This window comes from Nocardia sp. NPDC002869 (assembly GCF_046764065.1).
GTDB lineage: Bacteria > Actinomycetota > Actinomycetes > Mycobacteriales > Mycobacteriaceae > Nocardia > Nocardia rhamnosiphila.
The window spans coordinates 1-23,932 of the sequence record NZ_JBKOOL010000003.1 but is presented as its reverse complement, the minus strand read 5'-3'; the positions used below and the strand labels follow the sequence as shown (position 1 = coordinate 23,932).

The window sequence follows — 23,932 nt, the reverse complement described above, 5'->3', positions numbered from 1 at the left end:
TCGACCGGAACGCCCACGCCCCACCGGATACGCGGATGCGGCACGGATGCCGCCGCGCACGGATCGGGTAGCGGTGCGAAACTGGTGGATACGGCCGTTCCCCGGGGGATAGCGGAACCGCCGGTAGGTACCGCGGCCACGGCCGCGGACGATACGTGTACGGGCGATCCGCACACGTGGAGAAGTGGTTCACAGCTGCTCGTTCTACGACAGGAGGACATTCGGTGAGCACAACCGGCCGTACGGTGCGAGACGGACAGGACGCGGTGACGGCGTGGCTGGCCGAGCACACGGTCGATCTCGTTCAATGGCGCCGGCACATCCACGCCAACCCGGAATTATCCCGTACCGAGTTCGCGACCACCGAATTCGTCGGCACCTGGCTGACGAAGGCCGGACTCCCGTTCCGGGTGCTGCCGACCGGAACCGGTCTGATCTGCGATATCGGTCCCGAGGACGCGCCGCGGATCGCGTTGCGCGCCGATATGGACGCACTGGCGCTCCAGGAGTTCACCGGCCGGCCCTTCGCCTCGACAGTCCCCGGCGTCTCGCATGCCTGCGGCCACGACGCGCACACCAGCATCCTGCTCGGTACCGCGCTGGCCCTCGCCGACCTCGATCTCCCGGTCGGCGTACGGCTGATCTTCCAGCACGCCGAGGAGGTCATGCCCGGCGGCGCCATCGATATGGTCGCGGCCGGCGCGATGACCGGCGTGGACCGGGTCTTCGCCCTGCACTGCGATCCGCGGCTGGAAGCCGGCAAGGTCGGCATCCGGGTCGGCGCCATCACCTCCGCCGCCGATACCGTCGAACTGGTGCTGGATTCGCCCGGCGGGCATACCTCCCGCCCACACCTCACCAGCGACCTCGTCTACGCGATCGGCACCGTCATCACCGGTCTGCCGGGGCTGCTCACCCGCCGGATCGACCCGCGTACCAGCACGGTCATGGTGTGGGGCGCGGTCAGCGCCGGCAAGGCCCCGAACGCGATCCCGCAGACCGGCATGCTCACCGGCACCGTCCGCACCGGCGACCACGCCACCTGGTCCCTGCTCGAACCGATGGTGCGCGAGATCGTCGACGGCCTGCTCGCACCGACCGGCGTGCGCTACCAGCTCGACTACCGGCGCGGCGTGCCACCGGTGGTCAACGACGAACACTCGGTCCGCATGCTCAGCGACGCGGTCCGCGCCACCGGCCCCGACGCTCTCGCCGACACCCCGCAATCCGGCGGCGGCGAGGATTTCTCCTGGTACCTGGAAGAAGTTCCCGGCGCCATGGCCCGCCTCGGCGTCTGGCCCGGCGAAGGCCCCCAGCTCGACCTGCACCAGCCGACGTTCGATCTCGACGAACGGGCGTTGCCGGTGGGGGTGCGGACATTCACCAACCTCGTTCTACAAGCGGGGCAGGAAGTGGCCTGACCCGGGGCACGGACCGCGAAGGCGGGTACGTGCGCTCGCTCGTGAACGTGCGTTTTTTTGCGCCGCCGTAGGCGCGCCGAAATCAGCTGAAGTTGTTTCCCGGGCCTACGTTCCGGCTGTTGCGGGTGCGCAGGGCGTGTACGTACTCCTCCGGGGCACCCGCCTTCTCGGCGGCGTCGGCCATCACGCCGATGTAACGCGCCGATGGGAGTCCGCCTTCGTAGGCGTCGAGGACGTACAGCCAGGCGAGGATCGGGTCGCTGCCGCTTCCGGGACTGGGGGTCACGCGGAGCCGGATCTTGCGGTGGATCCCGAAATCGGATCCCTCCCAACGGTCGAGCCGCTGCTCGTCCTCGGGGGAGACGTCGTAGAGCACGACGAAGACCCGGGATCCGGGTTCTTCCACCACGGTGGCGAGCGGACCTTCCCAGCCGATGTCGTCCCCGCTGAAGGTGAGGCGCCAGCCCTCCAGCCAGCCCGTCCCGGACATGGGGGAGTGCGGACAGCGCTCGAGCATCTGGGTCGAGTCCATATTGGACCCGTAGGCAGCGTAGATCGGCACACCGGCAGCTTAGTTGTGTGCTCGCCCTCGCCGGTACGGGGCGTCGTAAATCGCGTTCCGGGATGTGCTTCGGATCGTCGCCGGCCGGCGCGACCAGGCCGGGAGGGCGAGCCGGCGCGCCGCGGCCGCCTGCGCGTTCGCCGCGGCCCCACGCGGAATGCCGATGGGGTGCGCTCATCGGCACCTACTAGGCTGGTCTCGGCGAGTGAAGGCCGCGAAGCTGCCGCGCGCCGCGCGCGGGTGATTAGGACAAGGGGAATGTATGACCCGCATTGCGATCATCGGTGGCGGACCGGCAGGCTACGAAGCGGCGCTGGTCGCGGCCCAGCACGGGGCGCAGGTGGTGCTGATCGATTCCGACGGTATCGGCGGGGCGTGTGTGCTCTGGGATTGTGTGCCGTCGAAGACTTTCATTGCTTCCACCGGTGTTCGGACCGATCTGCGGCGCGCCCGGAACCTCGGGATCACGCTCGACCCGAGCCAGGCCGAGGTGCGGTTGCCGGAGGTCAACGAGCGGGTGAAGGCGCTGGCGCTGGCGCAGTCCTCGGATATCCGATCCAAGTTGCAGGCGGCGGGGGTGCGGGTGCTGCCGGGGCGGGGGCGGCTGGCGGGGCCGGGATCGGGCCGGGCGGCGCATCGGGTCGTGGTGTCCTACCCGGACGCGACCGAGGAGACCGTCGAGGCGGAGGTGGTACTGATCGCCACCGGCGCCTCGCCGCGAGTGTTGCCCGGGGCCGAGCCGGACGGGGAGCGGATCCTGAACTGGCGGCAGATCTACGATCTGGCGGAGCTGCCGGAGACCCTGGTGGTGGTCGGTTCCGGTGTGACCGGCGCCGAATTCGTCTCCGCGTATACAGAAATGGGCGTGCGGGTGATCCTGGTGTCCAGCCGGGACCGGGTGCTGCCCGGGGAGGACGCGGATGCCGCGCTGGTGCTGGAAGACGCCTTCGCCGAACGCGGTGTGGAACTGGTGAAGCACGCGCGCGCCGACAAGGTGGAGCGTACGGGCGATTCGGTGCTGGTCACCCTGGCCGACGGCCGCACGGTGTCGGGAACGCATGCGCTGATGACCGTGGGGTCCACGCCGAACACCGGCGGGCTGGGCCTGGAACAGGCCGGTATCGAACTGGACCGCGGCGGATACCTGCGGGTGGACCGGGTCTCGCGGACCGGGGTGCCCGGTATCTACGCCGCGGGTGACTGCACCGGTCTGCTGCCGCTGGCCTCGGTGGCCGCCATGCAGGGCCGGATCGCCATGTACCACGCGCTGGGCGAAGGGGTCAGCCCGGTCCGGCTCAAAACGGTGGCATCCGCGGTGTTCACCCGCCCGGAGATCGCGACCGTGGGGGTGAGCCAGACGGCCATCGACAACGGGGAGACCCCGGCGCGCACGGTGATGCTGCCGCTGAACACCAATCCGCGGGCGAAGATGTCGGGTCTGCGCCGCGGTTTCGTCAAGATTTTCTGCCGTCCGGCGACGGGTGTGGTAATCGGCGGTGTGGTGGTCGCCCCGATCGCCTCGGAGCTGATCCTGCCGATCGCGCTGGCGGTCCAGAACAATCTGACGGTCAACGATCTGGCACAGACCTTTTCGGTGTACCCCTCGCTCACCGGCTCGGTCATGGAGGCCGCCCGCCAGCTCATGCGCCACGACGACCTCGGCTGAGTTGTCGGCGGCGCCGGCGGGTAGCGGGTATGAATCCGGCCCATCCGGGAAATACGGCCGTAAATGAAATCGCTTGCCGGAATCGGCCCGAGTTCCTGGTCGCGTCACTGCTTTTTCACCCGCGTTTCGCCCGTGAGTGTTCCTGCCCGTGGTGAGTTTTCGTCACATTGCCGGAATTGCTCGAGTGTGGTTCACTTCCGAGACAGAGATGCGATCGACGGGCGGTCGTGGAGTTTGGTGCCGGGGGGTTCGTCCTTTCGGACTCGGCCAGCGAACGGCCCACTATCAGGTGAACCGCTGGAGTTCGTGTCTCGGATGAGACGGAACTGGACGCGGACCGCAGGTGGCGCCGCATCCGGGAAAGGGATTGGGCGAAAAGTGAAACATCGTAAGCCGAACCGGGCGGGCCGGGCGGTGGCGAGCACTTCGCTGCCTCTTGCGACTGCCGCGGCCATGGCCATTTTCGCGTCGCCGGCGGGGGCCGTTCCGAGCGACCAGCCGGCTACCCCGACGACGCCGGTGCCCGCGCCTTCGCAGCCGGGTACAAATAATCAGCAGCAGCCCGGCACCGAGGGCCAGCAGAACGGGCCGGAGACCACACCGAGCCAGCCCGGTGTGCAGAACAACGAGGAGAAGCCGGGGAGCGGCCCGACTCCGAGCCCGAGTCAGCCCGGTGTCACCACCCCGGAGCAGGGTCAGGACGATCAGGGCCTCACGGGCCCGACCCAGCCCGGTGTCACCACGCCGCGCGTGGCGCCGCTGCCCGTCCCGGGGCAGCCCCCGGCGCAGCCGGCCATCTCGCCGAATACGCCGCAGGGTCAGCAGCCGCCCGCGCAGCCGGGTGACGCGCCCGCCGCGGCGCCGGAGGCCGACGGGGAGAACGCGCAGCCCGGTGCTCCGCGGACCGATACCCCGATCGAGCCGCAGAGACCGCAGTGGCAGGCGCCGAGTCTGGACGAGGCGCCGGTCGCGCCGGTCGTCGAGATGCAGGGTCCGCATATGGAGATCGGTGCCGCCCTCGACGGCGGTTCCCTGGCCCCCGGGCATTTCGCCAACACCCACCACTTCTCCAATCAGTCCGGCTATGTCGGCACCGCCGGCTTCCGTACCCCGACGGGTACGGGCGAGGCCGGTATCTCGGTGGAATTCGTCGACGAGAACACCATCAACGTCTCGACGTTCACCGGTGGGAACGGGTTGCCGGACAACCGGCTCGACCACGTGATCGACACCACCCCGGTGAACACGGCGAAGGCCGCCGTGGAGCACTGGATCGCTCAGCAGCCGGGCGGCGCCGCCGCGTTGGACGCCGCGGCCAAGATTCCGCCGCCTCCGCCGCTGCTGCCCCCGGGCAACTACCCGGAGCAGGCGCTGAACCTCGGTGGCGTCAATACCCAGTGGGGTGGTTCACTCCAGTACTGACGCGAGTGAAATCTTGCCGGGTGGGGCGGTCGTGCACGGCCGCCCCACCCGCGTGTCTCGGAAGGGATGGGCTGTGACCGGCGAGGGCGAAGGTAGAGAGTGCGACCCCGAACGGGCGGATTTCGGACCTCCTACCGGCGATTTCGGTCCGCCGGTATCGGGGTTCGGGCCGCCGACGGGCGAGCTATCGATGCCGGGCTGGAAGCCGAATACGCGTCCGGAGGATTCCGGCTTGACCTGGCGCCCGGCACCCGGTGCCGGCGCGGCCGGGCCGTCGGCTGTTCCTCCGCCGCCGCCCCAGTACCGGGCGCCGGACAGCTCCACTCCGGTCCAGCGACCGGCGCCGGCCGAGTCCCGGCCGGTGACGCGGCCCGCGCCCGACGCAGACTCCACCACGGTCCGCCACCAGATTCCACCGGACCCGGCCCCGCGCACCTCGCCGGCCGGCGAACGGGCACCGGAACCGGATCAGGCCACGGCCCGCCACACCGGCCCGGACCTGCGTTGGCCGGGGTCGGGTCAGCCGAACCCGTCCGGTGGGTCCGAGGCGGTCGCGGGTTCGGTCCGGCCGCGGGCGGGTGGTCTGTCCTGGGACAGCGATCCGATCGCCCAGAAGCTCACGCCGCAGTCGGTGGCGGGGGCGCTGGCCGCGAAACCGCGCCGCGGTCTCCCGGCCGGCCGGGTCGTGACGGTGGTCGCGGTGCTGGTGGCGTTGGTCGCGGTGGGGGTAGCGATCGTCGTGGTGAGCGGCGGTGACGACGCGCCGGCGGGGCCGCCGGTCGCCGATTCCGGTTCCGCGCTGAGCTGTTCGGCGAGTCAGGAGGGCGGGGTGATCGTCGGTGACGGGGTCGGGGATACGACCAGCGGCGCGGGCGCCATTCTCGGTTTCCAGCATCAGTTCTATGTGGAGCGCAGCGGCGTGGGAGCCCGTCAGTTCGTCGCGGCGGATTCGCCTGCTATTTCTTCCGCGGAGACGATCCAGTCGGCGATCGATACGCATATTCCGGCGGGTACCGAGCATTGTGTGCGGATCACCGAGCGGGCACCGAACTCTTTCGATGTCGACCTGACCGAGCTGCGCCCGAACGGTAAGACGACGGTGTACAAGCAGACGGTGACCACGGTGGATCGGGACGGCAAAACCGTGCTCTGGGTGATCGCGGACCGCCGCTGATCCCAGTATGTGAAATCACAATGTCATATGGTGGTAATTCATGGGATGATTGGGTTTATCGGCAGGTAATTCCCGGAGGCCCCTATGACGCATCTCGAACCGCCGCTGGCCGGCAAGCTGGCCGGCCTCACCAGCTCCGTCATTCGTGACCTGCTGAAACTCACCGCCGACCCGAATATCCTCAGTTTGGCCGGCGGCCTGCCCGATGCCGAACTCATGCCCGGCGCGCGCATCGCCGCCGCGGCCGAATCGGCATTGCGGGGCAGTGCCGCGCTGCAGTACACGGAGTCCCCCGGGTGGGGCCCGCTGCGCGAAGTCCTGGCCGGCCGGGAAGCGGACCGGCTCGGTCGCCGGGTCGATATCGCCGAGATCTTCGTGACCCACGGTTCGCAGCAGGCACTGTCGCTGCTCGCCGAGGTGCTGCTCGACCCGGGCGCGCTGGTGGTGGTCGAGGATCCGGCCTATGTCGGCGCGATACAGGTGTTCCGGGCGGCCGGTGCGCGGATCGTGGCGGTGCCGCTGGACAACGAGGGTCTGCGAGTGGACCGGCTCGCGGAGCTGCTCGCCGCCGGAGAGCATCCGGCCCTGGTGCACACCGTGAGCAATTTCCACAACCCCGGTGGCGTGACCATGAGCCCCCGCCGCAGGCAGGCGCTCGCCGCGCTGGCCGAGGAACACGGGTTCTGGGTGATCGAGGACGATCCATACGGCGAACTGTGGTTCGACCGGCCCGCGCCCGCGCCGGTGGCCTCGTATTCATCGACGATCATCCGGCTGTCCTCGGCGTCGAAGATCATCGCGCCCACGCTGCGGGTGGGCTGGATGGTGGCCCCGCAACGGGTGTGCCGGGCGGTCGAACTGTTGAAGCAGGGCGCCGATTTGTGCGGTTCGGCACTCACCCAGCAGATCGCCGCCGAACTGCTCGCCGACAGCGACTGGCTCACCGGTCATATCGACACGGTCCGCGGGGTGTACGCCACCCGCGCCACCGCCCTGGTCGACGCGGCCCGCGACCAGTTCGGCGACCGGTTGCGCTGTACGGAGGCCTCCGGGGGCATGTTCGTCTGGGCGGAGTTCACCGACGGCACCGACACCGGTGAACTGCTGCCCCGGGCACTCGAGACGGGTGTCGCCTTCGTCCCGGGCGGGGCGTTCGCGGTGAGCAACCCCTATGCGAACGCCATGCGGATGTGCTTCACCACCGCCGCGCCGGAGATGCTCGCCGAGGCGATGGCACGGCTGGCCCGGGCCGCCGCCGGCGACCGGGCACCGGTTCACTCGGCCCAGTTGTAGGTGCGTTCGACCGCCTTGTTCCAGTCGGCGAGGCGGGAGTCGCGGTCGGCGGCGGACATACTCGGGTTCCAGGTCTTGTCGGCGGCCCAGTTGGCCCGGATATCGTCGGTGCCCGACCAGTATTCGACCGCCAGCCCGGCCGCGTAGGCGGCCCCGAGCGCCGTGGTCTCGTTGACCAGCGGCCGGACGACCGGTAGATCGAGAATATCGGCCTGGAACTGCATGAGCAGATCGTTGGCGACCATACCGCCGTCGACCTTGAGGGCTGTCGCCTCGAGGTCCAGCGAGCGGGATTCGGCGTCCGCGCGCATGGCGTCCATCACCTCGCGGGTCTGGAAGGCGGTCGATTCCAGGATCGCGCGGGCGAGATGGGCCTTGGTGACGAATCGGGTGAGCCCGGCGATCACCCCGCGAGCGTCGGGCCGCCAGCGCGGGGCGAACAGCCCGGAGAACGCCGGGACGATATAGGCGCCGCCGTTGTCGTCCACGGTGCGCGCGAGATCCTCGATCTCCGGCGCCGAGGAGATGATGCCCAGATTGTCGCGGAACCACTGCACCAGCGCGCCGGTGACGGCGATAGACCCCTCCAGCGCGTACACCGGCGGCTGGTCACCGAGCCGATAACACACTGTGGTCAGCAGGCCGTGCTCACTGAAAACGGGAGTGGTGCCGGTATTCAGCAGCATGAAGTTGCCGGTCCCGTAGGTGTTCTTGGCCTCACCCGGCGCCAGACACGCCTGCCCGAACATCGCGGCCTGCTGGTCGCCGAGGATGCCCGCGACCGGCACTCCCGCCAGCGGACCCGCGCCGATCTCCGCGTAGACCTCCGAGGAACTCCGGATCTCCGGCAGCATGGCCGGCGGTACCCCGATCTCCGCGCAGATCTGTTCGTCCCAGGCCAGCGTGCGCAGATCCATGAGCAGGGTGCGCGAGGCATTGGTGACGTCGGTGATGTGCCGGCCGGTCAGCTTCCACAGCAGCCAGCTGTCCACGGTCCCGAAGCACAGTTCGCCCGCCTCCGCCCGCTCGCGCGCACCCGGCACGGTGTCCAGGATCCAGCGCACCTTGGGTCCGGAGAAATACGTCGACAGCGGCAGGCCGGTGCGCTCGGCGTAGCGCGCCGTGCCCGAGGAGCCGGCGAGTTCGGTGCACAACCGGTCGGTGCGGGTGTCCTGCCAGACGATCGCGTTGTGGATGGGCCCACCGGTGTCGCGTTCCCAGACGACGGTGGTCTCGCGCTGGTTGGTGACGCCCACGGCCGCGATATCGCCCGCGGTGATCCCGGCCTCGTCCAGTACCGCGCCGAGCACGAATTCGGTATTTCGCCACAGCGTTTCCGGATCGTGCTCGACCCAGCCCGGCTTCGGGAAGATCTGGTCGTGCTCGCGCTGGGCGACCCCCGCGATCCTTCCCTGCCGATCGAACAGTATGCATCTGCTCGAGGTCGTGCCCTGGTCGATGGCGGCCACATAGCGCATGGCAGGAGGCTAGCGCAATCCGGCCGATCAGTGACGGGTGTCTCCCTGCCGACGTTTCCCAGAGGTTGCCTCGTAGGCGTACCTCCGCCTTCGCTCCGGCCGTGCGCGGGCTGTCGGCGGGCTTCGCCCGGCTGTGCCACCAGGCGTACCTCCGCCTTCGCTCCGGCCGTGCGCGGGCTGGCGGCGGGCTTTGCCCGGCTGTGCCACCAGGCGTACCTCCGCCTTCGCTCCGGCCGTGCGCGGGCTGTCGGCGGGCTTTGCCCGGCTGTGCCACTAGGCTTGGACACCGAACGCGCAAACCCCCAGCCGACCCCGATCGCGTACTCGAGGAGTCGATACCGATGATGCGATACCTACGCCCACGCTTCGGCCGCCGCGGACCGCATGCCCTCGCTCCGGAGGGGGGACGGTGATGCTACAGCCGGGATCGCAATTTCTCGGACCCGAACAGCGCCGTTCCGCATGGGAACGCTTGAACAAGGACCACTTCGATGTGATCGTGGTGGGCGGCGGTGTCGTGGGGGCCGGGATCGCGCTCGACGCCGCGACCCGCGGCCTGAAGGTGGCGCTGGTGGAGGCGCGCGATCTGGCCTCGGGGACCTCCAGCCGGTCGTCCAAGATGTTCCACGGCGGCCTGCGGTATCTGGAACAGCTCGAATTCGGCTTGGTTCGCGAGGCGTTGAAAGAACGCGAACTGTCCATGTCGCGTCTGGCGCCGCACCTGGTGAAACCCCTGCGGTTCCTCTACCCGCTCACCCGGCGGGCGTGGGAGCGGCCCTATGTCGCGGCGGGACTGTTTCTCTACGACACCATGGGCGGGGCGAAATCCGTGCCGGGGCAGCGGCATCTGTCGCGGCACGGGGCGCTGCGGCTGGCTCCGGGTATGCGGCGTAACTCGATGATCGGCGGGATCAGCTACTACGACACGGTGGTGGACGACGCCCGGCACACCATGACCGTCGCCCGTACCGCCGCCCACTACGGCGCGGTGCTCCGCACCTCCACCCAGGTGGTGGGGTTCCTGCGGGAAGCCGACCGGGTGGTCGGCGTGCAGGTACGCGACAGCGAGGACGGAACCACCGGCGAGGTGCGCGGTCACGTGGTGATCAACGCGGCCGGTGTGTGGACCGACGAGGTGCAGGCGCTGTCGCTGCAGCGCGGCCGGTTCCATGTGCGGGCCTCCAAGGGCGTGCACATCGTGGTCCCGCGCGATCGGATCGTCAGCGACGCCGCGATCATCCTGCGCACCACCACCTCGGTGCTGTTCGTGATCCCGTGGGGCGCGCACTGGATCATCGGCACCACCGATACCGACTGGAATCTCGACCTGGCCCATCCGGCCGCCACCAAGGCCGATATCGACTATCTGCTGGAACGGGTGAACGAGGTGCTGGTCACCCCGCTGACCCATGCGGATATCGACGGGGTGTACGCGGGTCTGCGACCACTACTGGCCGGGGAGAGCGACGAGACCTCGAAGCTGTCGCGTGAGCACGCCGTCGCGCGGATCGCGCCGGGACTGGTCGCCATCGCCGGCGGCAAGTACACGACCTACCGGGTGATGGCCTACGACGCGGTGGACGAGGCCGCCCAGGACATCCCCGCCCGGGTCTCGCCCTCGATCACCGAGAAGGTGCCGCTGCTCGGCGCCGACGGCTATTTCGCGCTGGTCAACCAGACCGTGCAGCTGGCCGAAGACTACGGAATACACCCGTATCGGGTGAAACATCTGCTGGACCGTTACGGTTCGCTCGTCGACGAGGTCATGGCGCCGGCCGCCGACCGGCCCGACCTGAAACAACCGATCGCCGCGGCTCCCTCCTATCTGCGGGTCGAAGCGGTGTATGCCGTGGCCGCGGAGGGTGCTTTGCACCTCGACGATGTGCTCGCCCGGCGCACCCGGATCTCCATCGAGTACCCGCACCGCGGCGCCGAGTGCGCCGAAGAGGTCGCCGGGCTCATCGCCCCGGTGCTCGGCTGGAGCGACGCGGAGACCGACCGCGAGATCCGGACCTATCTGGCCCGGGTGGACGCCGAGGTGCGGTCGCAGACCCAGCCCGACGATGCCTCCGCCGATGCGCTGCGGATCGCCGCGCCCGAACCCCGCCCGGAAATCCTGGAACCGGTGCCCACCGAGGGCTGAACCGTCCCGCGCCGCCGCGGACCGCCGCTCAGTGGGTGGCCGGGTGGTGGCCGGGTGTCGTGGTGGTCGCCGGTCCGAGCGGTACGGGGGCCGGCGCCCGCGGGGTCGCGGCGGGATGCAGCAGGAAGTAGCAGAACGCCGCGGTCGCCACGATAGCCAGTACCGCGGAGAGCAGTTTGCCGGTGAGGGCGGCCAGTCGGACGGTTCGGGTGTGCATGGGACCTGCTTCCGGTGCGGTACCCGTGTGTCGTCGGAAAGCGGCCGATCATTACTGCGCTCAGGGCGGCCGTCACAGAAGAGGCGGCGGCCGGTATGCGACAGCGTACGTGCTCAGACGGGTGGGACCTGGCATTTGGGGCAGTAGTAGATACCGCGTTCCCGGTAGCTCACCCGGTCGTTGCGCGGCATCTTCTCACCCAGCAGGTCGACCCGCAGGGAAGTCCCGCACCGGCGGCACGGCCGGTGGGCCAGGCCGTAGACCAGCGGTCGCCAGGGCGGCCCGTGCGCGGCCCGATACATCACGCGCTGCGCTTCGTTCACCAGCGCCGGCAGATCCTCCACATCACCCACCGGGCGAGCCGGATGGACCCGGCGCAGATAGCAGATCTCGCTGCGGTAGATATTGCCGATCCCGGCCAGATTGCGCTGATCGAGCAGGGCGACGCCGATCGGGACATCCGGTGCGCGGGTGAGCCGGTCCAACGCCTCGGCGGGATCCCAGCCGGGACCGAGCAGATCCGGCCCCAGATGATCGATGGCGGTGTGCTCGTCCCGGCGGCGCAACACTTCCACCAGGCCGAGATCGAATCCGACGGCCTCGGCCTCCGCGGTGCCGAGCACGATCCGGGCGGCGACCCGCGGTTTGGTCCAGCGTTGCCCGTAATGGAAGACCCGCCAGCTGCCCTCCATCTTCAGATGGGTGTGCACACTGACCGTCTCGGTGCGGATGAACAGATGCTTTCCGTAGCTGCCCACGCTCTCCACGACCTGGCCGCGCAGATCGACGGTCGCGTATCGGGGCACGCGGAAATCGCTGCGGGTCAGCGTCGCGCCCTCGAGCGCGGCGCGCAGCCGCCGTGCGGCGCGGAAAACGGCGTCACCCTCGGGCATGAGCGACTGTATCCATCGGCGCGGCCTCCGGCGCCGCGCGGCCGGGGCGGTGTGCACGGACCCGCCTCGGGCAGGCCGGGCCGAGGCTCACATCAGGAGGAGTGCTCAATGGTCGCCTCTCTGGGTGGTCGGCCGGCACGCGTCGGTCACGGCGTTCGGTTACTTCGTCACCGGGGCGGGCCCGACTGGGCACGTGCACCTGGGTGGGCTGACGACACTGTAAGCGCTCAACGGTCGCCTCTCTATGTACGGCCGACCGCACGTCGAAGACGCAGGCCCTGCGGGGTGCCGGCGAAACCGGCCTCGGTGAGGAACTCGGCGAAGGTGTTGCCGTGCACCGATTCGCCGTCGACCCGGTCGATGACCAGTGAATCCGCCCGGCCCGTCCGGACGAGATCTGCCAGGGCACCCGCTGCCGCCTGCCGGGCGGCGGGATCCTCGGTGCAGGTGAGCAGGGTTTTCCCGCCGCGTTCCAGATAGAGGACCAGCTCGCCGTCGACCAGTACGACCAGCGCGCCCGCCTTGCGGCCCGGCCGGTGACCGGCCCCGCTCTCGGTTTTCGGCCAGGGCAGGGCGGCGCCGTAGGGGTTGGCCGGATCGCACGCCGCCAGGGCCAGCGCCGCCCCGGCGGGCCGCCGGTCGCCGTCGAACGAGCGCAGCCGGTCCACCACGTCGGTGGTGGAGAACTGCGCGCCGCCCAGCGAGTCGACGAAGTATCCGCGGCGGCAGCGGCCGCGGTCCTCGAATTCGCTGAGGACCCGGTACACCAGTGCGAAACCGCCGGGTACGCCCTCGCTCTGTACCGAACCCTTGGTAAGCACGCCGTAGCGCTCGAGCAGCAGGTCGGCGGTGGCGTGCGCGCGGACCGTATTGTCGGTCGCGCGCTCGGGTAGCAGGGACCAGCGCCCGGCCACGGTGGGCGGACCCGACCTGCTCGGCATCGCGGGCCGGGGAAGGTAGGTGCGTCCGCGGGGTGCGCGCCGTGGCGTGCGGTGTGCGGTCGGGGTCCGGGTGGAGCCGGAGAGCCGGGCGCGTACCGGGGCGAACGTATCGCCGGAGACGAGGCCCGCCCACACGAGGTCCCACAGGGCGGCCGCGACCGCGGCATCGTCCAGTAGGCCCGTCGCGTCCGACAGTTGGCGGAAGAAATACGCTCCGCCACTGTGCGACACCGAGGGCGTGGGATCGGCTTCGGACCGGTGGCCCGGCGGTGTGGTGAGCGCGGGTCCGGCGCCGAGCGCGGTCAGCAGCGCCAGGTGGGTTTCGGTGAGCTCGGGGTCGTCGGCCGGCGGCAGGGTGAGTGGAGCCTGATCGGCCGGATGCAGCGCGATCCAGCCGTCCTTGGCGTTGATGGCGCCGTGGCCGGACCAGCGCACCTCACCGGTGGCCATGAGCTCGTCGAGGAAGGCGGGGGAGTAATCGCGGACCCGGGCCGGGAACACCAGCGATTCCCACGCCGAAGCCGGCACCGGGACGCCGGCGAGCTGATCCACCACCGTCGCCACGCCGTCGATTCCGCGCAGCTCGCCGGTTCCGATGTGCTGCCAATCGGGCAGGAACCGGCCGAAGGTCGCGGTGGACACCGGTTCGACCTCGTGCCGGGCGGCGGCGAGGCTACGCCGGCGCAGCCGCCGCAGCACCTGGGCGTCACACCACTCCGAACCGCCGGTCTCCGGGGTGAACTCACCCTCCACCACGCGTTTCTCGAGACCGAGACGGTGTAGCGCCGCCGCCGCGACCGCGGGGCCCAGACCGAACCGGTGCGCGACCGACTCGGTGGTGAAGGGCCCGTGCGTGCGGGCGTAGCGGGCCACCAGATCGCCGAGCGGATCGGGTACCGGTTCGATGAATGCGGCGGGGGTGCCGATCGGCAGGGGCACCCCGAGCGCGTCGCGCAGGCGGGACGCGTCCTCGATGGCGGCCCACCACGTCTGTCCCGCGTAGGAGACCTCGAGCGCGCGCCGGGCGCCGGCGAGTTCGGCGAACCAGTCCGCGGGGTCCTCGCGGCAGCGCTCCCGCGCCTCGGCGGGGGTCAGCGGGCCGAGTAACCGCAGGAGATCGGCCAGGCCCTCCATATCCCGCGCGTGGCGTTCCGGCGTGCGGCGCTGGAGCTCCAGTTCGACCTGGGTGATGACCTCACTGTCCAGCAGTTCCCGCAATTCCACCCGGCCGAGCAGTTCGGCGAGCAGGGTGGAGTCCAGGGACAGGGCCGCGGCGCGCCGTTCGGCCAGCGGACTGTCGCCGTCGTACATGAACTGGCCGATGTAGTCGAACAGCAGCGCGTTGGCGAACGGGGACGGGATGGCCGTCTCCACCTCGACCAGTCGCACCCGGCGGCGCGCCACCGCGGTGAGCAGTTCCCGTAGCGCCGGCAGGTCGTACACATCGCGCAGGCATTCGCGCACCGTCTCCAGCAGGATCGGGAAGGCCGGGAATTTCCTTGCCACATCTAGTAATTGGGCCGATCGCTGCCGCTGCTGCCACAACGGTGCGCGCCGTCCGGGATCGCGGCGCGGCAGCAGTAACGCCCGAGCCGCACACTCCCGGAAACGGGACGCGAACAGTGCCGACCCGCCGACCTGTTCGGTGACCAGGTCGTCGATCTCGTCGGGTTCGAAGACGAACAGTTCCGCACCCGGCGGCTCGTCGGTGGTGTCGGGCAGCCGGACCACGATGCCGTCGTCGGAGGCGTTCGGGGCGGCATCGACGCCGAAGCGTTCCCGCAGGCGGGCGCCCACGGCCAGCGCCCAGGCCGCGTGCACCGGCATGCCGTAGGGCGAGTGCAGGACCAGCCGCCAGTCACCGAGTTCGTCGCGGAAACGTTCGACCACCAGGGTGCGGTCGGTGGGCAACCGTCCGGTCGCGTTGCGCTGGTCCGCCAGCAGTGCACGCAGGTTCGCGGTCGCGTTCTCGTCGAGCCCGGCCGCGGTGGTCTGCTCGGTGAGGGTTTCCGGGGAGGTCTGCGCACCGGCGCGGCGGATGAATTCGCCCAGCGCGGCACCGAGTTCGGCCGGGCGGCCGAGTGAATCGCCGTGCCAGAACGGTAGGCGCCCGGGGTGGCCGAAGGCGGGGGTCACCAGGACGCGGTCGTAGGTGATGTCCTCGATCCGCCAGCTGGTGGCGCCGAGCGCGAAGACATCGCCGACCCGTGACTCGTAGACCATCTCCTCGTCGAGTTCGCCCACCCGGGAAGCCTTCTCGCCGACCATGTACACCGCGAACATGCCGCGATCCGGGATCGCGCCGCCCGAGGTCACCGCCAGCCGCTGGGCGCCCGGGCGGCCGGTGAGGGTGCCGGCGTCGCGGTCCCAGACCAGGCGCGGCCGGAGTTCGGCGAACTCGTCGGACGGGTAGCGGCCGGCCAGCAGATCCAGTACCGCCTCGTAGGAGGAACGGGGGAGCGCGGCATAGCTGCCGGTGCCGCGCACGGTGTCGAACCAGGTGTCGACGTCCAGCGGTTCCAGGGCGCAGGCCGCGACCGTCTGCTGGGCGAGGATGTCCAGTGGATGCGCGGGTATCTTGAGCGCCTCGATCTGCCCGGCCAGCATCCGTTGCGCGGCCACCGCGCAGTGCACCACATCGGTGCGGTGCTTGGGGAAGAGCACGCCGCGCGATATCTCGCCCACCTGATGGCCGGCCCGGCCGATGCGCTGCAACCCGCTCGCCACCGAGGGCGGCGCCTCGACCTGCACCACGAGGTCCACCGCGCCCATATCGATACCGAGTTCGAGACTGCTGGTGGCCACCACACAGCGCAGCCGGCCGCTTTTGAGGTCGTCCTCGATCAGGGCCCGCTGTTCCTTGCTGACCGAACCGTGGTGTGCCCGGGCCAGCAGCGGTTCGGCGCCGTGGTTGACCTCCGTGGACGGGCCGAGCTGGGCGGGCGGGGCGTGGGCGGTGTCGACGGATTCGCCCAGTCGTCCGGCGTAGGCCTCGTTCAGCCGGGCGGTCAACCGTTCGGCGAGCCGGCGCGAATTGGCGAACACGATCGACGAACGGTGTTCGAGTACGAGTTCGACGATCGCCTCGTCCACATGCGGCCACAGCGATCCGGGCTGGTCGGACTCGCCCGGCTCGGTCATATCCGGCACCGGGACCCGCACCGAGAGGTCGAAGGTCTTGGGTGCGGGCGGGTTGACGACGGTGATCGGCGCCGAGCCAACCAGGAACCGGCCCACCTCCTCGGGCGGCCGGACGGTCGCGGACAGGCCGATCCGCTGCGCGGGCCGTTCGGTGAGGGCGTCCAGCCGGGCCAGGGACAGCGCCAGGTGCGACCCCCGCTTCGAACCGGCGATGGCGTGTACCTCGTCCACGATGACCGTGCGCACGCCGCGGAGGGTCTCCCGGGCCGCGGAGGTGAGCATGAGAAACAGCGATTCCGGGGTGGTGATGAGGATATCGGGCGGGGTGCGCTGCAACCGGCGGCGCTCCTGCGCGGTGGTGTCCCCGGAACGGACGCCGACGCTGATCTCCGGGGCCGGCAGACCGAGGCGACGGGCCGTCTGGCGCACGCCGACCAGCGGCGCGCGCAGATTCCGCTCCACGTCCACGGCCAAGGCCTTGAGCGGGGAGATGTAGAGCACCGAGGTACCCGACTCCGGCGGGTCGGCCGCGGCCAGCCGGTCGATGGCCCACAGGAACGCCGACAGGGTCTTGCCGGACCCTGTCGGCGCGATCACCAGGGTGTGCTCACCGGCCGCGATCGCCTGCCACGCACCCAGCTGGGCGGCCGTCGGCGCGGGGAACGCACCGTCGAACCACTGTTGGGTGGCGGCGGAGAACTCGGTCACGGAAACCAGTGTGCACCGGAGCACCGACACCGGGACGGTCGCGACCCGGCCGGCGCGGGCCGGCCGGGTGAGCGACCGGTCAGGCGGGAGCTCCGTCGACCAGATCGGGCCCGGTGAATTCTGTTTCGGCGAGGTCGGGCGAGAGCAGGTCGGGGGTCCGGTTCTCGGTGACGAGTCCGGCCAGCCGGATCAGGTCCTCGGTGGTCACCCCGCCGATCGGCCGGAACTCCCGGCTGAGTCGGCGGCGGAGGAATTCGGTACGGGATATACCCAGGCCATTGGCTTGCCGGTCGATCTCGTCGATGACCGCACCGGGCACGGCGCGGATGAGTATGTCTGTCATTCCTCGATCACCTCCTGGCTGGCAGCGGGGCACGATGGACCGGCAGCCGTTAGGGTGCTTCGAGCCGGCTACCGGTGACAGTCCGGCGTTTCTATGCTTCGACGGTGCCTGGTGTTCGGAAACTCGATCTGATCTCCCACGGTGTCACCGAGGCGTCACGGGCGGCGCGGTTCCCGGCCGATGAACCGCTCACCCCGGCGGGGCGGGCGATGCTGGCGGACCGGACGGTCGAACCGCCGGTAGGCGCACGGATAGTCGCGGGCCCGGAGCGGCGGACCAGAGAGACTGCCCGACTACTGGGCTTGGACGCCGCACCACTATCGAGATTACGCGATCTCGACGCGGGCGCCTGGCGCGGTACGGAACCGGGGCTGCTGCCGCCGGAAGAAGTGGGCCGCTGGCTCACCGAGCCCGGATATCGCGGCCACGGAGGAGAGTCCGTCCTGGACCTGCTGGACCGGGTCCGCGGGTGGCTCGACGAGCCGGCGGCCGGCGAGGCGCCGCATACGATCGCGGTGACCCATCCGGCGGTGATCCGGGCTGTGCTGGTCGTGGCCCTGGCGGCCGCGCCGGAGTCGTTCTGGCGTTTCGACGTGGCGCCGGGCGCCCGGGTCCGGCTGCACCACCGGACCGCGTGGACGCTGCGGCTGAACTGACCCTCCCGCGCTACTGGGCGTTCAGGGCGACCGTGGTACCGAACGAGAGCGGGAAATCGCGGAAGGTCATGCTCGCGGGCACCGATCCGGTGGGTATCTCGAAGACCAGGTGAGTGCCCACCGACTCATCGGGTTGCAGGGCGCGCGGGGCGGCCGCGGCGGCCGCGCGCTGCGCGGTGGCGGTCACATCGGGGGCGTACTTCGCGCCTGCCGTATCGCGGAGTTCCTGTCCGAGCGGCAGGTAGGTCTTCGGTTGGGCCGCGATATTGCGCACGGTGAAGCTGACCACCACGAACGTCCCCTGGGCACGTTCGATACCGACCGCGCTCACTCCTGACTCCACGTTGCGTACCGCGAACTCGAAGTTGCCGTCCCGGACCGGAACGCCGGGATCGGCGATGCTCCCGGCTGCCGGGGTGTCGTTGCCGCCGAAGAACCGGATCGAACCGGCGCCGCCGACCAGCGCGGCCACACAGCCGCCGATCAGCAGCAGCGGCACGACCACGAGCACGATCGGCCACAGCACCAACCGGCGCACGAGGCTCTTGCGGCGCCGCGGCGGTTTCGCCCGGGCGCGCGGCGCGCGGCGGCCGGGCGGGGGCGCCGGACGGTGCGGCGCGGGACGGTTCGGCGCGGGACGGTTCGGCGCGGGACGGTTCGGCGCGACCGCCGCGCCCGCATTGCCCCCGCTGTACGGCGGGGGCCCGGCGGCCTGCGCCGGACCGCCCCCGTGCCCGGGCCGAGGCCTGCTCTCGAGACGGGTGTAGGCCCGGGTCGGGGGGCGGGGCGCGGGAGGTCCCGGTGCCGGGTCGCCGGGAGCGTGTCCGGTGTAGGCCCGGGTGGCCGGGTGCGACGGGGACTGCCGCAGCCCTGGTTCGCCGGAAGCGTTCTCGGTGTAGGCCCGGGTGGCGGGGTGCGCGGGGGACTGTCCGGCCGCCGGGCCGCCGGGTGTGTATTCCGTGTAGGCCCTGGTGCCCGCAGGGGCCGCGAACGCCGCGGCGGGCCGGTCGTCCAGTTCGTAGTGGCGGGTTCCGGGATGCTCCACCGCGCCGGGGGCCGGTGCCGGCGCCGTACCCGGGAGAGCGCCCCGCGCGGCCTGCGCGAATTCCCCGGCGGTGCGGTAGCGGTCGTCCGGGTTCTTGGCCAGCGCCCGGGCGATCACCCGGTCCAGTTCCGCCGGGATTCCCGGGACCAGCGCGCGCACACTGGGCGGCGTGGTCGTGAGATGGTCGTGCATCTGCCGCGCCGGATCGGTATCGCCGAACGGGCGGGTACCGGCCAGGCATTCGTAGAGCACACAGCCCAGGGAGTAGATATCGGCGCGGGCGTCGGTGCTTCCGGTGAACCGTTCCGGAGCCATGTACGCCCAGGTCCCGACCGCCAGTCCGGAGGCGGTGAGGGCGGTGCTGCCGGCGCCGTGGGCGATACCGAAGTCGATGAGGTACACGAAACCGTCGCGCCGGACGACGATATTGGACGGTTTCACGTCCCGGTGCACCAACCCGGCGCGGTGCGCGGCATCCAGCGCCGCCGCGGTCTGGGCGACGATATCGACCGCGCGCCGCGCCGTCAGCGGGCCGTTCGTACGCAGGACACGGCCCAGATCGTCGCCCTCGACGTATTCCATCTCGATGAACAGGCGGCCGTCCAGCGCACCGTGGGCGTGGATCGGCACGATATGACTGTCGTGCAGGCGGGCGGCGAGTTCGGCTTCGCGTTCGAACCGGCTGCGGTAGGTCTGGTCGGCGGCGAGTTCGACGGGTAGCAGCTTGAGCGCGACCCGCCCGCCCGGGCGTCCGCCGGCGGGCTCGGCATGAGCGAGCCATACCTGGCCCATCCCACCCTGGCCGAGCAATCGCTCGAGCCGGTAGCGGCCCAATCGCTGCCCGGTCATCACGCATCCTTCCCTGTCCCGGCCCACGGTCCGGGCGGTTGCGGTGATCCGGTACCTGCCCGGGGCCGGACTGTGCCCCGACCCTATCCGCGGTCGGCGGCGCGGCACAGTGTGAGGTCGCCGACCGATAGCGTCCGCGACCGTGACCCCGCGAAGGCGAACCGGCGTCGGCCGGGCCCGCCGGGCTGTGCGAGGGTGACCGGATGGAGGCGATCGAGATCAACGCGGGCGCATGGTATCTGCGCGCGCTGCGGGCCGATGACCGGATCGACGACCGGCCCGCGCTGGCCTCGGGCGGGATCACCGATCCGGATTACGTGGCCCGCCGCGGCGCCGAGTGGGCGGCGGAGTCCCATTTCGCCTGGGCGGTGTGCGAACCGACCACGGCGGAGCTGGTGGCCGAGATCGGGGTGACCCCGCGACCGGACGGGACCGCCGCGGTCGAGGGCTGGGCCCGGCCCGGTCAGCAGGCGGCGTTGCTCGCCGCGGCGGAGGCGGTGCGCCGGTTCGCCGCGGGCGCGCTGGGGCTGCGACCCGACGCGGGGTGATCGTTCACCGGGGCGGTGTCAGCCGAGATCGGTGAGTACACGGTCCAGCGCGGTCACCGCCTCGACGAGTTCGCCGGGTTCCACCGTCAGCGGTGGCCGGAATCTGATGCCGCGTTCGCCGGAGCCGATCATGAGCACCCGTTCGCGTTCCCACAGCGTGGTGAGGACGGCATCGCGGAAGGCATTGTCCGACAGCGTGACAGCGCACATGAGGCCGCGCCCGCGCGGCTCGGTGACCGCGGGCTGCCGCTCGGCGAGGTCCCGCAGCAGATCGAGCAGCAGGACACCCAGTTCGCCGGCCCGGGCGATGAGATCGTCGCGTTCGATGACCTCCAGGATCCGGGTGGCCCGCACCATATCGGCGAGATTGCCGCCCCAGGTGGAATTCAGCCGCGAGGGCACCGTGAACACATTGTCGCCGAGCTCGTCCACCCGGCCGCCGGCCATGATTCCGCACACCTGCGTCTTCTTCCCGAACGCCACCACATCCGGTTCCAGCCCGAGTTGCCGGTAGGCCCAGGTGCTTCCGGTGATGCCGACCCCGGTCTGCACCTCGTCGAGGACGAACAGCGCGTCGTTGGCGTGGCACAGTTCCTGGACCGCGCGCAGGAATTCCGGGCGCATATGCCGGTCGCCGCCTTCGCCCTGGATCGGTTCGGCTATGAAGCAGGCGATTCCGTGGGGCCGCTCGGTGAAGGCGCGGGCGGCCTGGTCGAGCGCACGTCGTTCCGCCGCCTCGATATCGATATCCGGACCGAGCCAGGGCGTTTCGATCCGCGGCCAGTCGAAGGCGGGGAAGCGCTCGGTTTTGACCGGGTCGGTGTTGGTCAGCGACAGGGTGTATCCGCTGCGGCCGTGGAAGGCGCCGGTCAGATGCAGCACACCGCCCTCGTACCCGGGTCGCGGTGTGCGTCCGTGGAGTTCGTTGTGCCGGCTCTTCCAGTCGAAGGCGGTTTTGAGCGCGTTCTCCACCGCGAGGGCGCCACCGTCGATGAGGAACAGGTGCGGTAGGCGCGGATCGCCGAGCACCCGGACGAAGGTGTCCACGAAACGCGCCATCTCGACCGTGTAGATATCGGAGTTGCTCGGCTTGTTCATTGCGGCCGTGGTCAATTCGGCGCGGAACCCGGCGTCCTCGGTCAGCGCGGGATGGTTCATCCCGAGTGCGCTGGAGGCGAAGAAACCGAACATGTCGAGGTAATCGCTGCCGTCGCGGGCGTCCACCAGATGGCGGCCGCGGGACGCGCGCAGATCGAGTACCAGGTCGAAACCGTCGGCGAGCATACTGGCCGACAGGGTCTCGAACACGCGAGAGGCGGGGATGCGGCCATCTGTCCTGCCATCGCCCGTGCCGGAGTGCTCCAGTTCGATGGTCACACTCCGACGGTACGGGACCGGACACCGGCTTGTCAGGAAGATTTACTGACAAGTCCGTAACTAATAAGAGTTGTTACGGTCTCGGCTACTTTTCATAGAATGTCTGAAGGATTATGGTGCTCCGGGTTCGGACATTGGCCGTCGCCCGGATCTGCTGCAGCAACTGTTCCAGATGCCGCGGCGAGGCCACCCGGACCAGCAGGATGTAGCTCTCGTCGCCCGCCACCGAATGGCAGGCCTCGATCCCCGGCATGTTCTGCAGCGCCGCCGGGGCATCGTCGGGCTGAGAAGGGTCGAGAGGAGTGATCGCCACAAATGCCGACAGCAGCTGTCCCAGCGCTTCGGGATCGACGTTCGCGGTGTAGCCACGGATCACGCCGCGCGCCTCGAGCCTGCGCACCCGTGACTGCACGGCGGATACCGAAAGACTCGCCTTCTCGGCCAGATTGGACAGGGTCGCCCGTCCATCGGCCATCAGTTCCCGGATCAGCAGTCGATCGATCTCGTCCAGGGTGGGTTTTGCCGGTGTTTCCGCCATCAGCGAAGGCTAACGTAGCGGACACACCGCCGGAACACTGTTGTGAACGTTCATTCTCCGGCCGTGCCATTCGCACAGCGTATTTCGTCCGGCCGAACCCGAGGAGTTCGTGATGACCGAGACCGAACAGAAGACCGTCCCCGCCGGATACGCCGGCCGGATCGGCGCGCTGCTGCGCGCACTGGAGATCGCCGACCCGGCGCCCGGCGATATGTTCGTGCGCTGCCCGATCGACGGCGGGGTGCTGATCGGCCTGCGGCCCGACGGCCCCGCCGAAATCGACACCGCGATCACCGAAGCGGCCGCCGCCTTCGCCTCCTGGCGGTTGGTCCCGGCCCCGCAGCGGGCGGCCGTAGTGCGCGAACTCGCCGTACTGCTGCGCCGCCATCAGGACGAACTCGCCGAACTCGTCACTCTCGAAGTGGGCAAGATCCCCGCCGAGGCGCGCGGCGAGGTCCAGGAGATGATCGATATCTGCGAATTCGCGGTGGGGCTGTCGCGCCAGCTCTACGGGTACACGATGGCCTCGGAGCGGCCGGGCCACCGGCTCATGGAGACCTGGCATCCGCTCGGTGTGGTCGGCGTGATCTCCGCCTTCAACTTCCCGGTCGCGGTCTGGGCCTGGAACACCGCCGTCGCGCTGGTCTGCGGCGATACCGTGGTGTGGAAACCCTCGGACCGTACCCCGCTGACCGCCCTTGCCTGCCATACGCTGCTGCGCCGCGCGGCCACCAACGCCGGTGCGGACGGCCGGGTCCACCAGTTGATCCTGGGGTCCACGGACGCCGGAGTACAGCTGACCGATGACGAACGGGTCGCACTGGTCAGCGCGACGGGCTCGGTCGCCATGGGTCGCGCGGTCGGCCCGCGCGTGGCCGCCCGGTTCGGCCGCTGCCTGCTGGAACTGGGCGGGAACAACGCGGCCGTGGTCGGCCCCTCCGCCGACCTGGACCTGGCGGTCCGGGGCATCGTCTTCGCGGCCGTCGGCACCGCCGGACAGCGCTGCACGAGCTTGCGCCGGCTCATCGTGCACTCCTCGGTCGCCGACGAACTGCTGGACCGCCTGGTGCGCGCGTACCGGCAGTTGCGGGTGGGCAACCCGCTGGACCCGGGTATCCAGGTGGGGCCGCTGCACGGGCCCGGCGCCTGGGCCGGGATGTGGGACGCGCTGGCCCGCGCCCGCGGCGACGGCGGTGCGGTGCTCTGCGGGGGCGAGCGGGTCGAACCCGAGGGCGTGGGGTCCGAGGCGTACTACGCCGACCCGGCGATCGTCCGGATGCCCGCCCAGACCGAGGTGGTGCGCGAGGAGACCTTCGCCCCGATCCTCTACGTCCTCACCTACGACGATTTCGACACCGCCCTGGCCCTGCACAACGGCGTACCGCAGGGCCTGTCCTCGGCGATCTTCACCACCGATCAGCGGGAGGCCGAACGTTTCCTCGCCGCCGACGGGTCGGACTGCGGTATCGCCAACGTCAATATCGGCACCTCCGGCGCGGAGATCGGCGGCGCGTTCG

Annotated in this window: 18 protein-coding genes; 9 read left to right on the top strand and 9 right to left on the bottom strand. The window is 70.3% G+C overall.

Features of this window, described 5'->3' with window-relative positions; translation table 11 throughout:
- The first annotated feature begins 266 nt into the window (after positions 1-266).
- Positions 267-1,421 (top strand): M20 family metallopeptidase, encoded by a 1,155-nt coding sequence (locus ACLML9_RS00735; RefSeq protein WP_411943666.1) that lies wholly within the window; start codon positions 267-269, stop codon positions 1,419-1,421.
- Positions 1,422-1,503: 82 nt separating this feature from the next.
- On the opposite strand, the gene ACLML9_RS00730 is transcribed toward ACLML9_RS00735, so the two are convergent.
- Positions 1,504-1,983, bottom strand: coding sequence for a gamma-glutamylcyclotransferase (locus ACLML9_RS00730; RefSeq protein WP_030522513.1), 480 nt, complete (start codon positions 1,981-1,983; stop codon positions 1,504-1,506).
- A 262-nt stretch (positions 1,984-2,245) separates the two neighbouring features.
- Here ACLML9_RS00730 and ACLML9_RS00725 point away from each other — a divergent pair, with 262 nt between their 5' ends.
- The 4 genes from ACLML9_RS00725 (at position 2,246) to ACLML9_RS00710 (ending at position 7,538) form a co-directional block, all read left to right on the top strand.
- Positions 2,246-3,649 (top strand): NAD(P)H-quinone dehydrogenase, encoded by a 1,404-nt coding sequence (locus ACLML9_RS00725; protein ID WP_411943622.1) that lies wholly within the window; start codon positions 2,246-2,248, stop codon positions 3,647-3,649.
- Between the two features lie 519 nt (positions 3,650-4,168).
- On the top strand, positions 4,169-5,071 hold the full coding sequence (locus tag ACLML9_RS00720) for a hypothetical protein (protein ID WP_411943621.1): 903 nt from the start codon (positions 4,169-4,171) through the stop codon (positions 5,069-5,071).
- Positions 5,072-5,303: 232 nt separating this feature from the next.
- Complete coding sequence (locus ACLML9_RS00715; protein WP_411943620.1) at positions 5,304-6,245, top strand: hypothetical protein; 942 nt, start codon at positions 5,304-5,306, stop codon at positions 6,243-6,245.
- An 84-nt stretch (positions 6,246-6,329) separates the two neighbouring features.
- A complete protein-coding gene (locus ACLML9_RS00710) occupies positions 6,330-7,538 on the top strand; it encodes a PLP-dependent aminotransferase family protein (RefSeq protein ID WP_411943619.1) in 1,209 nt (402 codons plus the stop codon).
- Here the strand turns inward: ACLML9_RS00710 and glpK are convergent.
- Positions 7,520-9,016, bottom strand: coding sequence for a glycerol kinase GlpK (gene glpK / locus ACLML9_RS00705; protein ID WP_411943618.1), 1,497 nt, complete (start codon positions 9,014-9,016; stop codon positions 7,520-7,522). The two genes, ACLML9_RS00710 and glpK, sit on opposite strands and share 19 nt — an antisense overlap.
- A gap of 412 nt (positions 9,017-9,428) precedes the next feature.
- On the opposite strand from glpK, the gene glpD reads away from it, so the two are divergent.
- On the top strand, positions 9,429-11,159 hold the full coding sequence (glpD, locus tag ACLML9_RS00700; protein WP_411943665.1) for a glycerol-3-phosphate dehydrogenase: 1,731 nt from the start codon (positions 9,429-9,431) through the stop codon (positions 11,157-11,159).
- A 28-nt stretch (positions 11,160-11,187) separates the two neighbouring features.
- On the opposite strand, the gene ACLML9_RS00695 is transcribed toward glpD, so the two are convergent.
- The 4 genes from ACLML9_RS00695 to ACLML9_RS00680 all read right to left on the bottom strand — a co-directional run bounded on the left by ACLML9_RS00695 (position 11,188) and on the right by ACLML9_RS00680 (position 17,402).
- Entirely contained in the window at positions 11,188-11,376 is a 189-nt protein-coding gene (locus tag ACLML9_RS00695; protein WP_411943617.1) for a hypothetical protein, read from the bottom strand.
- 113 nt (positions 11,377-11,489) lie between these two features.
- The gene (locus tag ACLML9_RS00690) at positions 11,490-12,269 is read right to left on the bottom strand and encodes a DNA-formamidopyrimidine glycosylase family protein (RefSeq protein WP_411943616.1); all 780 of its coding nucleotides are present in this window, start codon (positions 12,267-12,269) and stop codon (positions 11,490-11,492) included.
- A gap of 242 nt (positions 12,270-12,511) precedes the next feature.
- Positions 12,512-17,059 (bottom strand): ATP-dependent helicase, encoded by a 4,548-nt coding sequence (locus ACLML9_RS00685; RefSeq protein ID WP_411943615.1) that lies wholly within the window; start codon positions 17,057-17,059, stop codon positions 12,512-12,514.
- A 79-nt stretch (positions 17,060-17,138) separates the two neighbouring features.
- Positions 17,139-17,402: a hypothetical protein gene (locus tag ACLML9_RS00680; RefSeq protein ID WP_411943614.1), complete on the bottom strand. Its 264-nt coding sequence runs from the start codon at positions 17,400-17,402 to the stop codon at positions 17,139-17,141.
- Positions 17,403-17,506: 104 nt separating this feature from the next.
- Between ACLML9_RS00680 and ACLML9_RS00675 the strand changes: the two genes are divergently transcribed.
- Positions 17,507-18,058, top strand: coding sequence for a histidine phosphatase family protein (locus ACLML9_RS00675; protein ID WP_411943613.1), 552 nt, complete (start codon positions 17,507-17,509; stop codon positions 18,056-18,058).
- Positions 18,059-18,068: 10 nt separating this feature from the next.
- Here ACLML9_RS00675 and ACLML9_RS00670 read toward each other — a convergent pair whose 3' ends face one another.
- Positions 18,069-19,952 (bottom strand): serine/threonine-protein kinase, encoded by a 1,884-nt coding sequence (locus ACLML9_RS00670; RefSeq protein WP_411943612.1) that lies wholly within the window; start codon positions 19,950-19,952, stop codon positions 18,069-18,071.
- A gap of 203 nt (positions 19,953-20,155) precedes the next feature.
- Here ACLML9_RS00670 and ACLML9_RS00665 point away from each other — a divergent pair, with 203 nt between their 5' ends.
- On the top strand, positions 20,156-20,500 hold the full coding sequence (locus ACLML9_RS00665) for a hypothetical protein (protein WP_411943611.1): 345 nt from the start codon (positions 20,156-20,158) through the stop codon (positions 20,498-20,500).
- A gap of 18 nt (positions 20,501-20,518) precedes the next feature.
- On the opposite strand, the gene lat is transcribed toward ACLML9_RS00665, so the two are convergent.
- Together lat and ACLML9_RS00655 are read right to left on the bottom strand one after the other, a co-directional pair.
- Positions 20,519-21,877 (bottom strand): L-lysine 6-transaminase, encoded by a 1,359-nt coding sequence (gene lat, locus ACLML9_RS00660; protein WP_411943610.1) that lies wholly within the window; start codon positions 21,875-21,877, stop codon positions 20,519-20,521.
- Between the two features lie 85 nt (positions 21,878-21,962).
- The gene (locus tag ACLML9_RS00655) at positions 21,963-22,415 is read right to left on the bottom strand and encodes an Lrp/AsnC family transcriptional regulator (RefSeq protein WP_030522498.1); all 453 of its coding nucleotides are present in this window, start codon (positions 22,413-22,415) and stop codon (positions 21,963-21,965) included.
- Positions 22,416-22,527: 112 nt separating this feature from the next.
- On the opposite strand from ACLML9_RS00655, the gene ACLML9_RS00650 reads away from it, so the two are divergent.
- Positions 22,528-23,932 (top strand): aldehyde dehydrogenase family protein (locus ACLML9_RS00650; protein WP_411943609.1); only part of this gene is annotated, 1,405 nt, incomplete at its 3' end.

What these genes read in the sequence shown, in the direction of transcription:
- ACLML9_RS00725 (WP_411943622.1), top strand. Translation starts at nt 2,246, where the DNA reads ATGACCCGCATTGCGATCATCGGTGGCGGACCGGCAGGCTACGAAGCG.
- ACLML9_RS00710 (WP_411943619.1), top strand. Translation starts at nt 6,330, where the DNA reads ATGACGCATCTCGAACCGCCGCTGGCCGGCAAGCTGGCCGGCCTCACC.
- glpK (WP_411943618.1), bottom strand. Translation starts at nt 9,016, where the DNA reads ATGCGCTATGTGGCCGCCATCGACCAGGGCACGACCTCGAGCAGATGC.
- glpD (WP_411943665.1), top strand. Translation starts at nt 9,429, where the DNA reads ATGCTACAGCCGGGATCGCAATTTCTCGGACCCGAACAGCGCCGTTCC.
- ACLML9_RS00695 (WP_411943617.1), bottom strand. Translation starts at nt 11,376, where the DNA reads ATGCACACCCGAACCGTCCGACTGGCCGCCCTCACCGGCAAACTGCTC.
- ACLML9_RS00690 (WP_411943616.1), bottom strand. Translation starts at nt 12,269, where the DNA reads ATGCCCGAGGGTGACGCCGTTTTCCGCGCCGCACGGCGGCTGCGCGCC.
- ACLML9_RS00680 (WP_411943614.1), bottom strand. Translation starts at nt 17,402, where the DNA reads ATGACAGACATACTCATCCGCGCCGTGCCCGGTGCGGTCATCGACGAG.
- ACLML9_RS00670 (WP_411943612.1), bottom strand. Translation starts at nt 19,952, where the DNA reads ATGACCGGGCAGCGATTGGGCCGCTACCGGCTCGAGCGATTGCTCGGC.
- ACLML9_RS00665 (WP_411943611.1), top strand. Translation starts at nt 20,156, where the DNA reads ATGGAGGCGATCGAGATCAACGCGGGCGCATGGTATCTGCGCGCGCTG.
- ACLML9_RS00655 (WP_030522498.1), bottom strand. Translation starts at nt 22,415, where the DNA reads ATGGCGGAAACACCGGCAAAACCCACCCTGGACGAGATCGATCGACTG.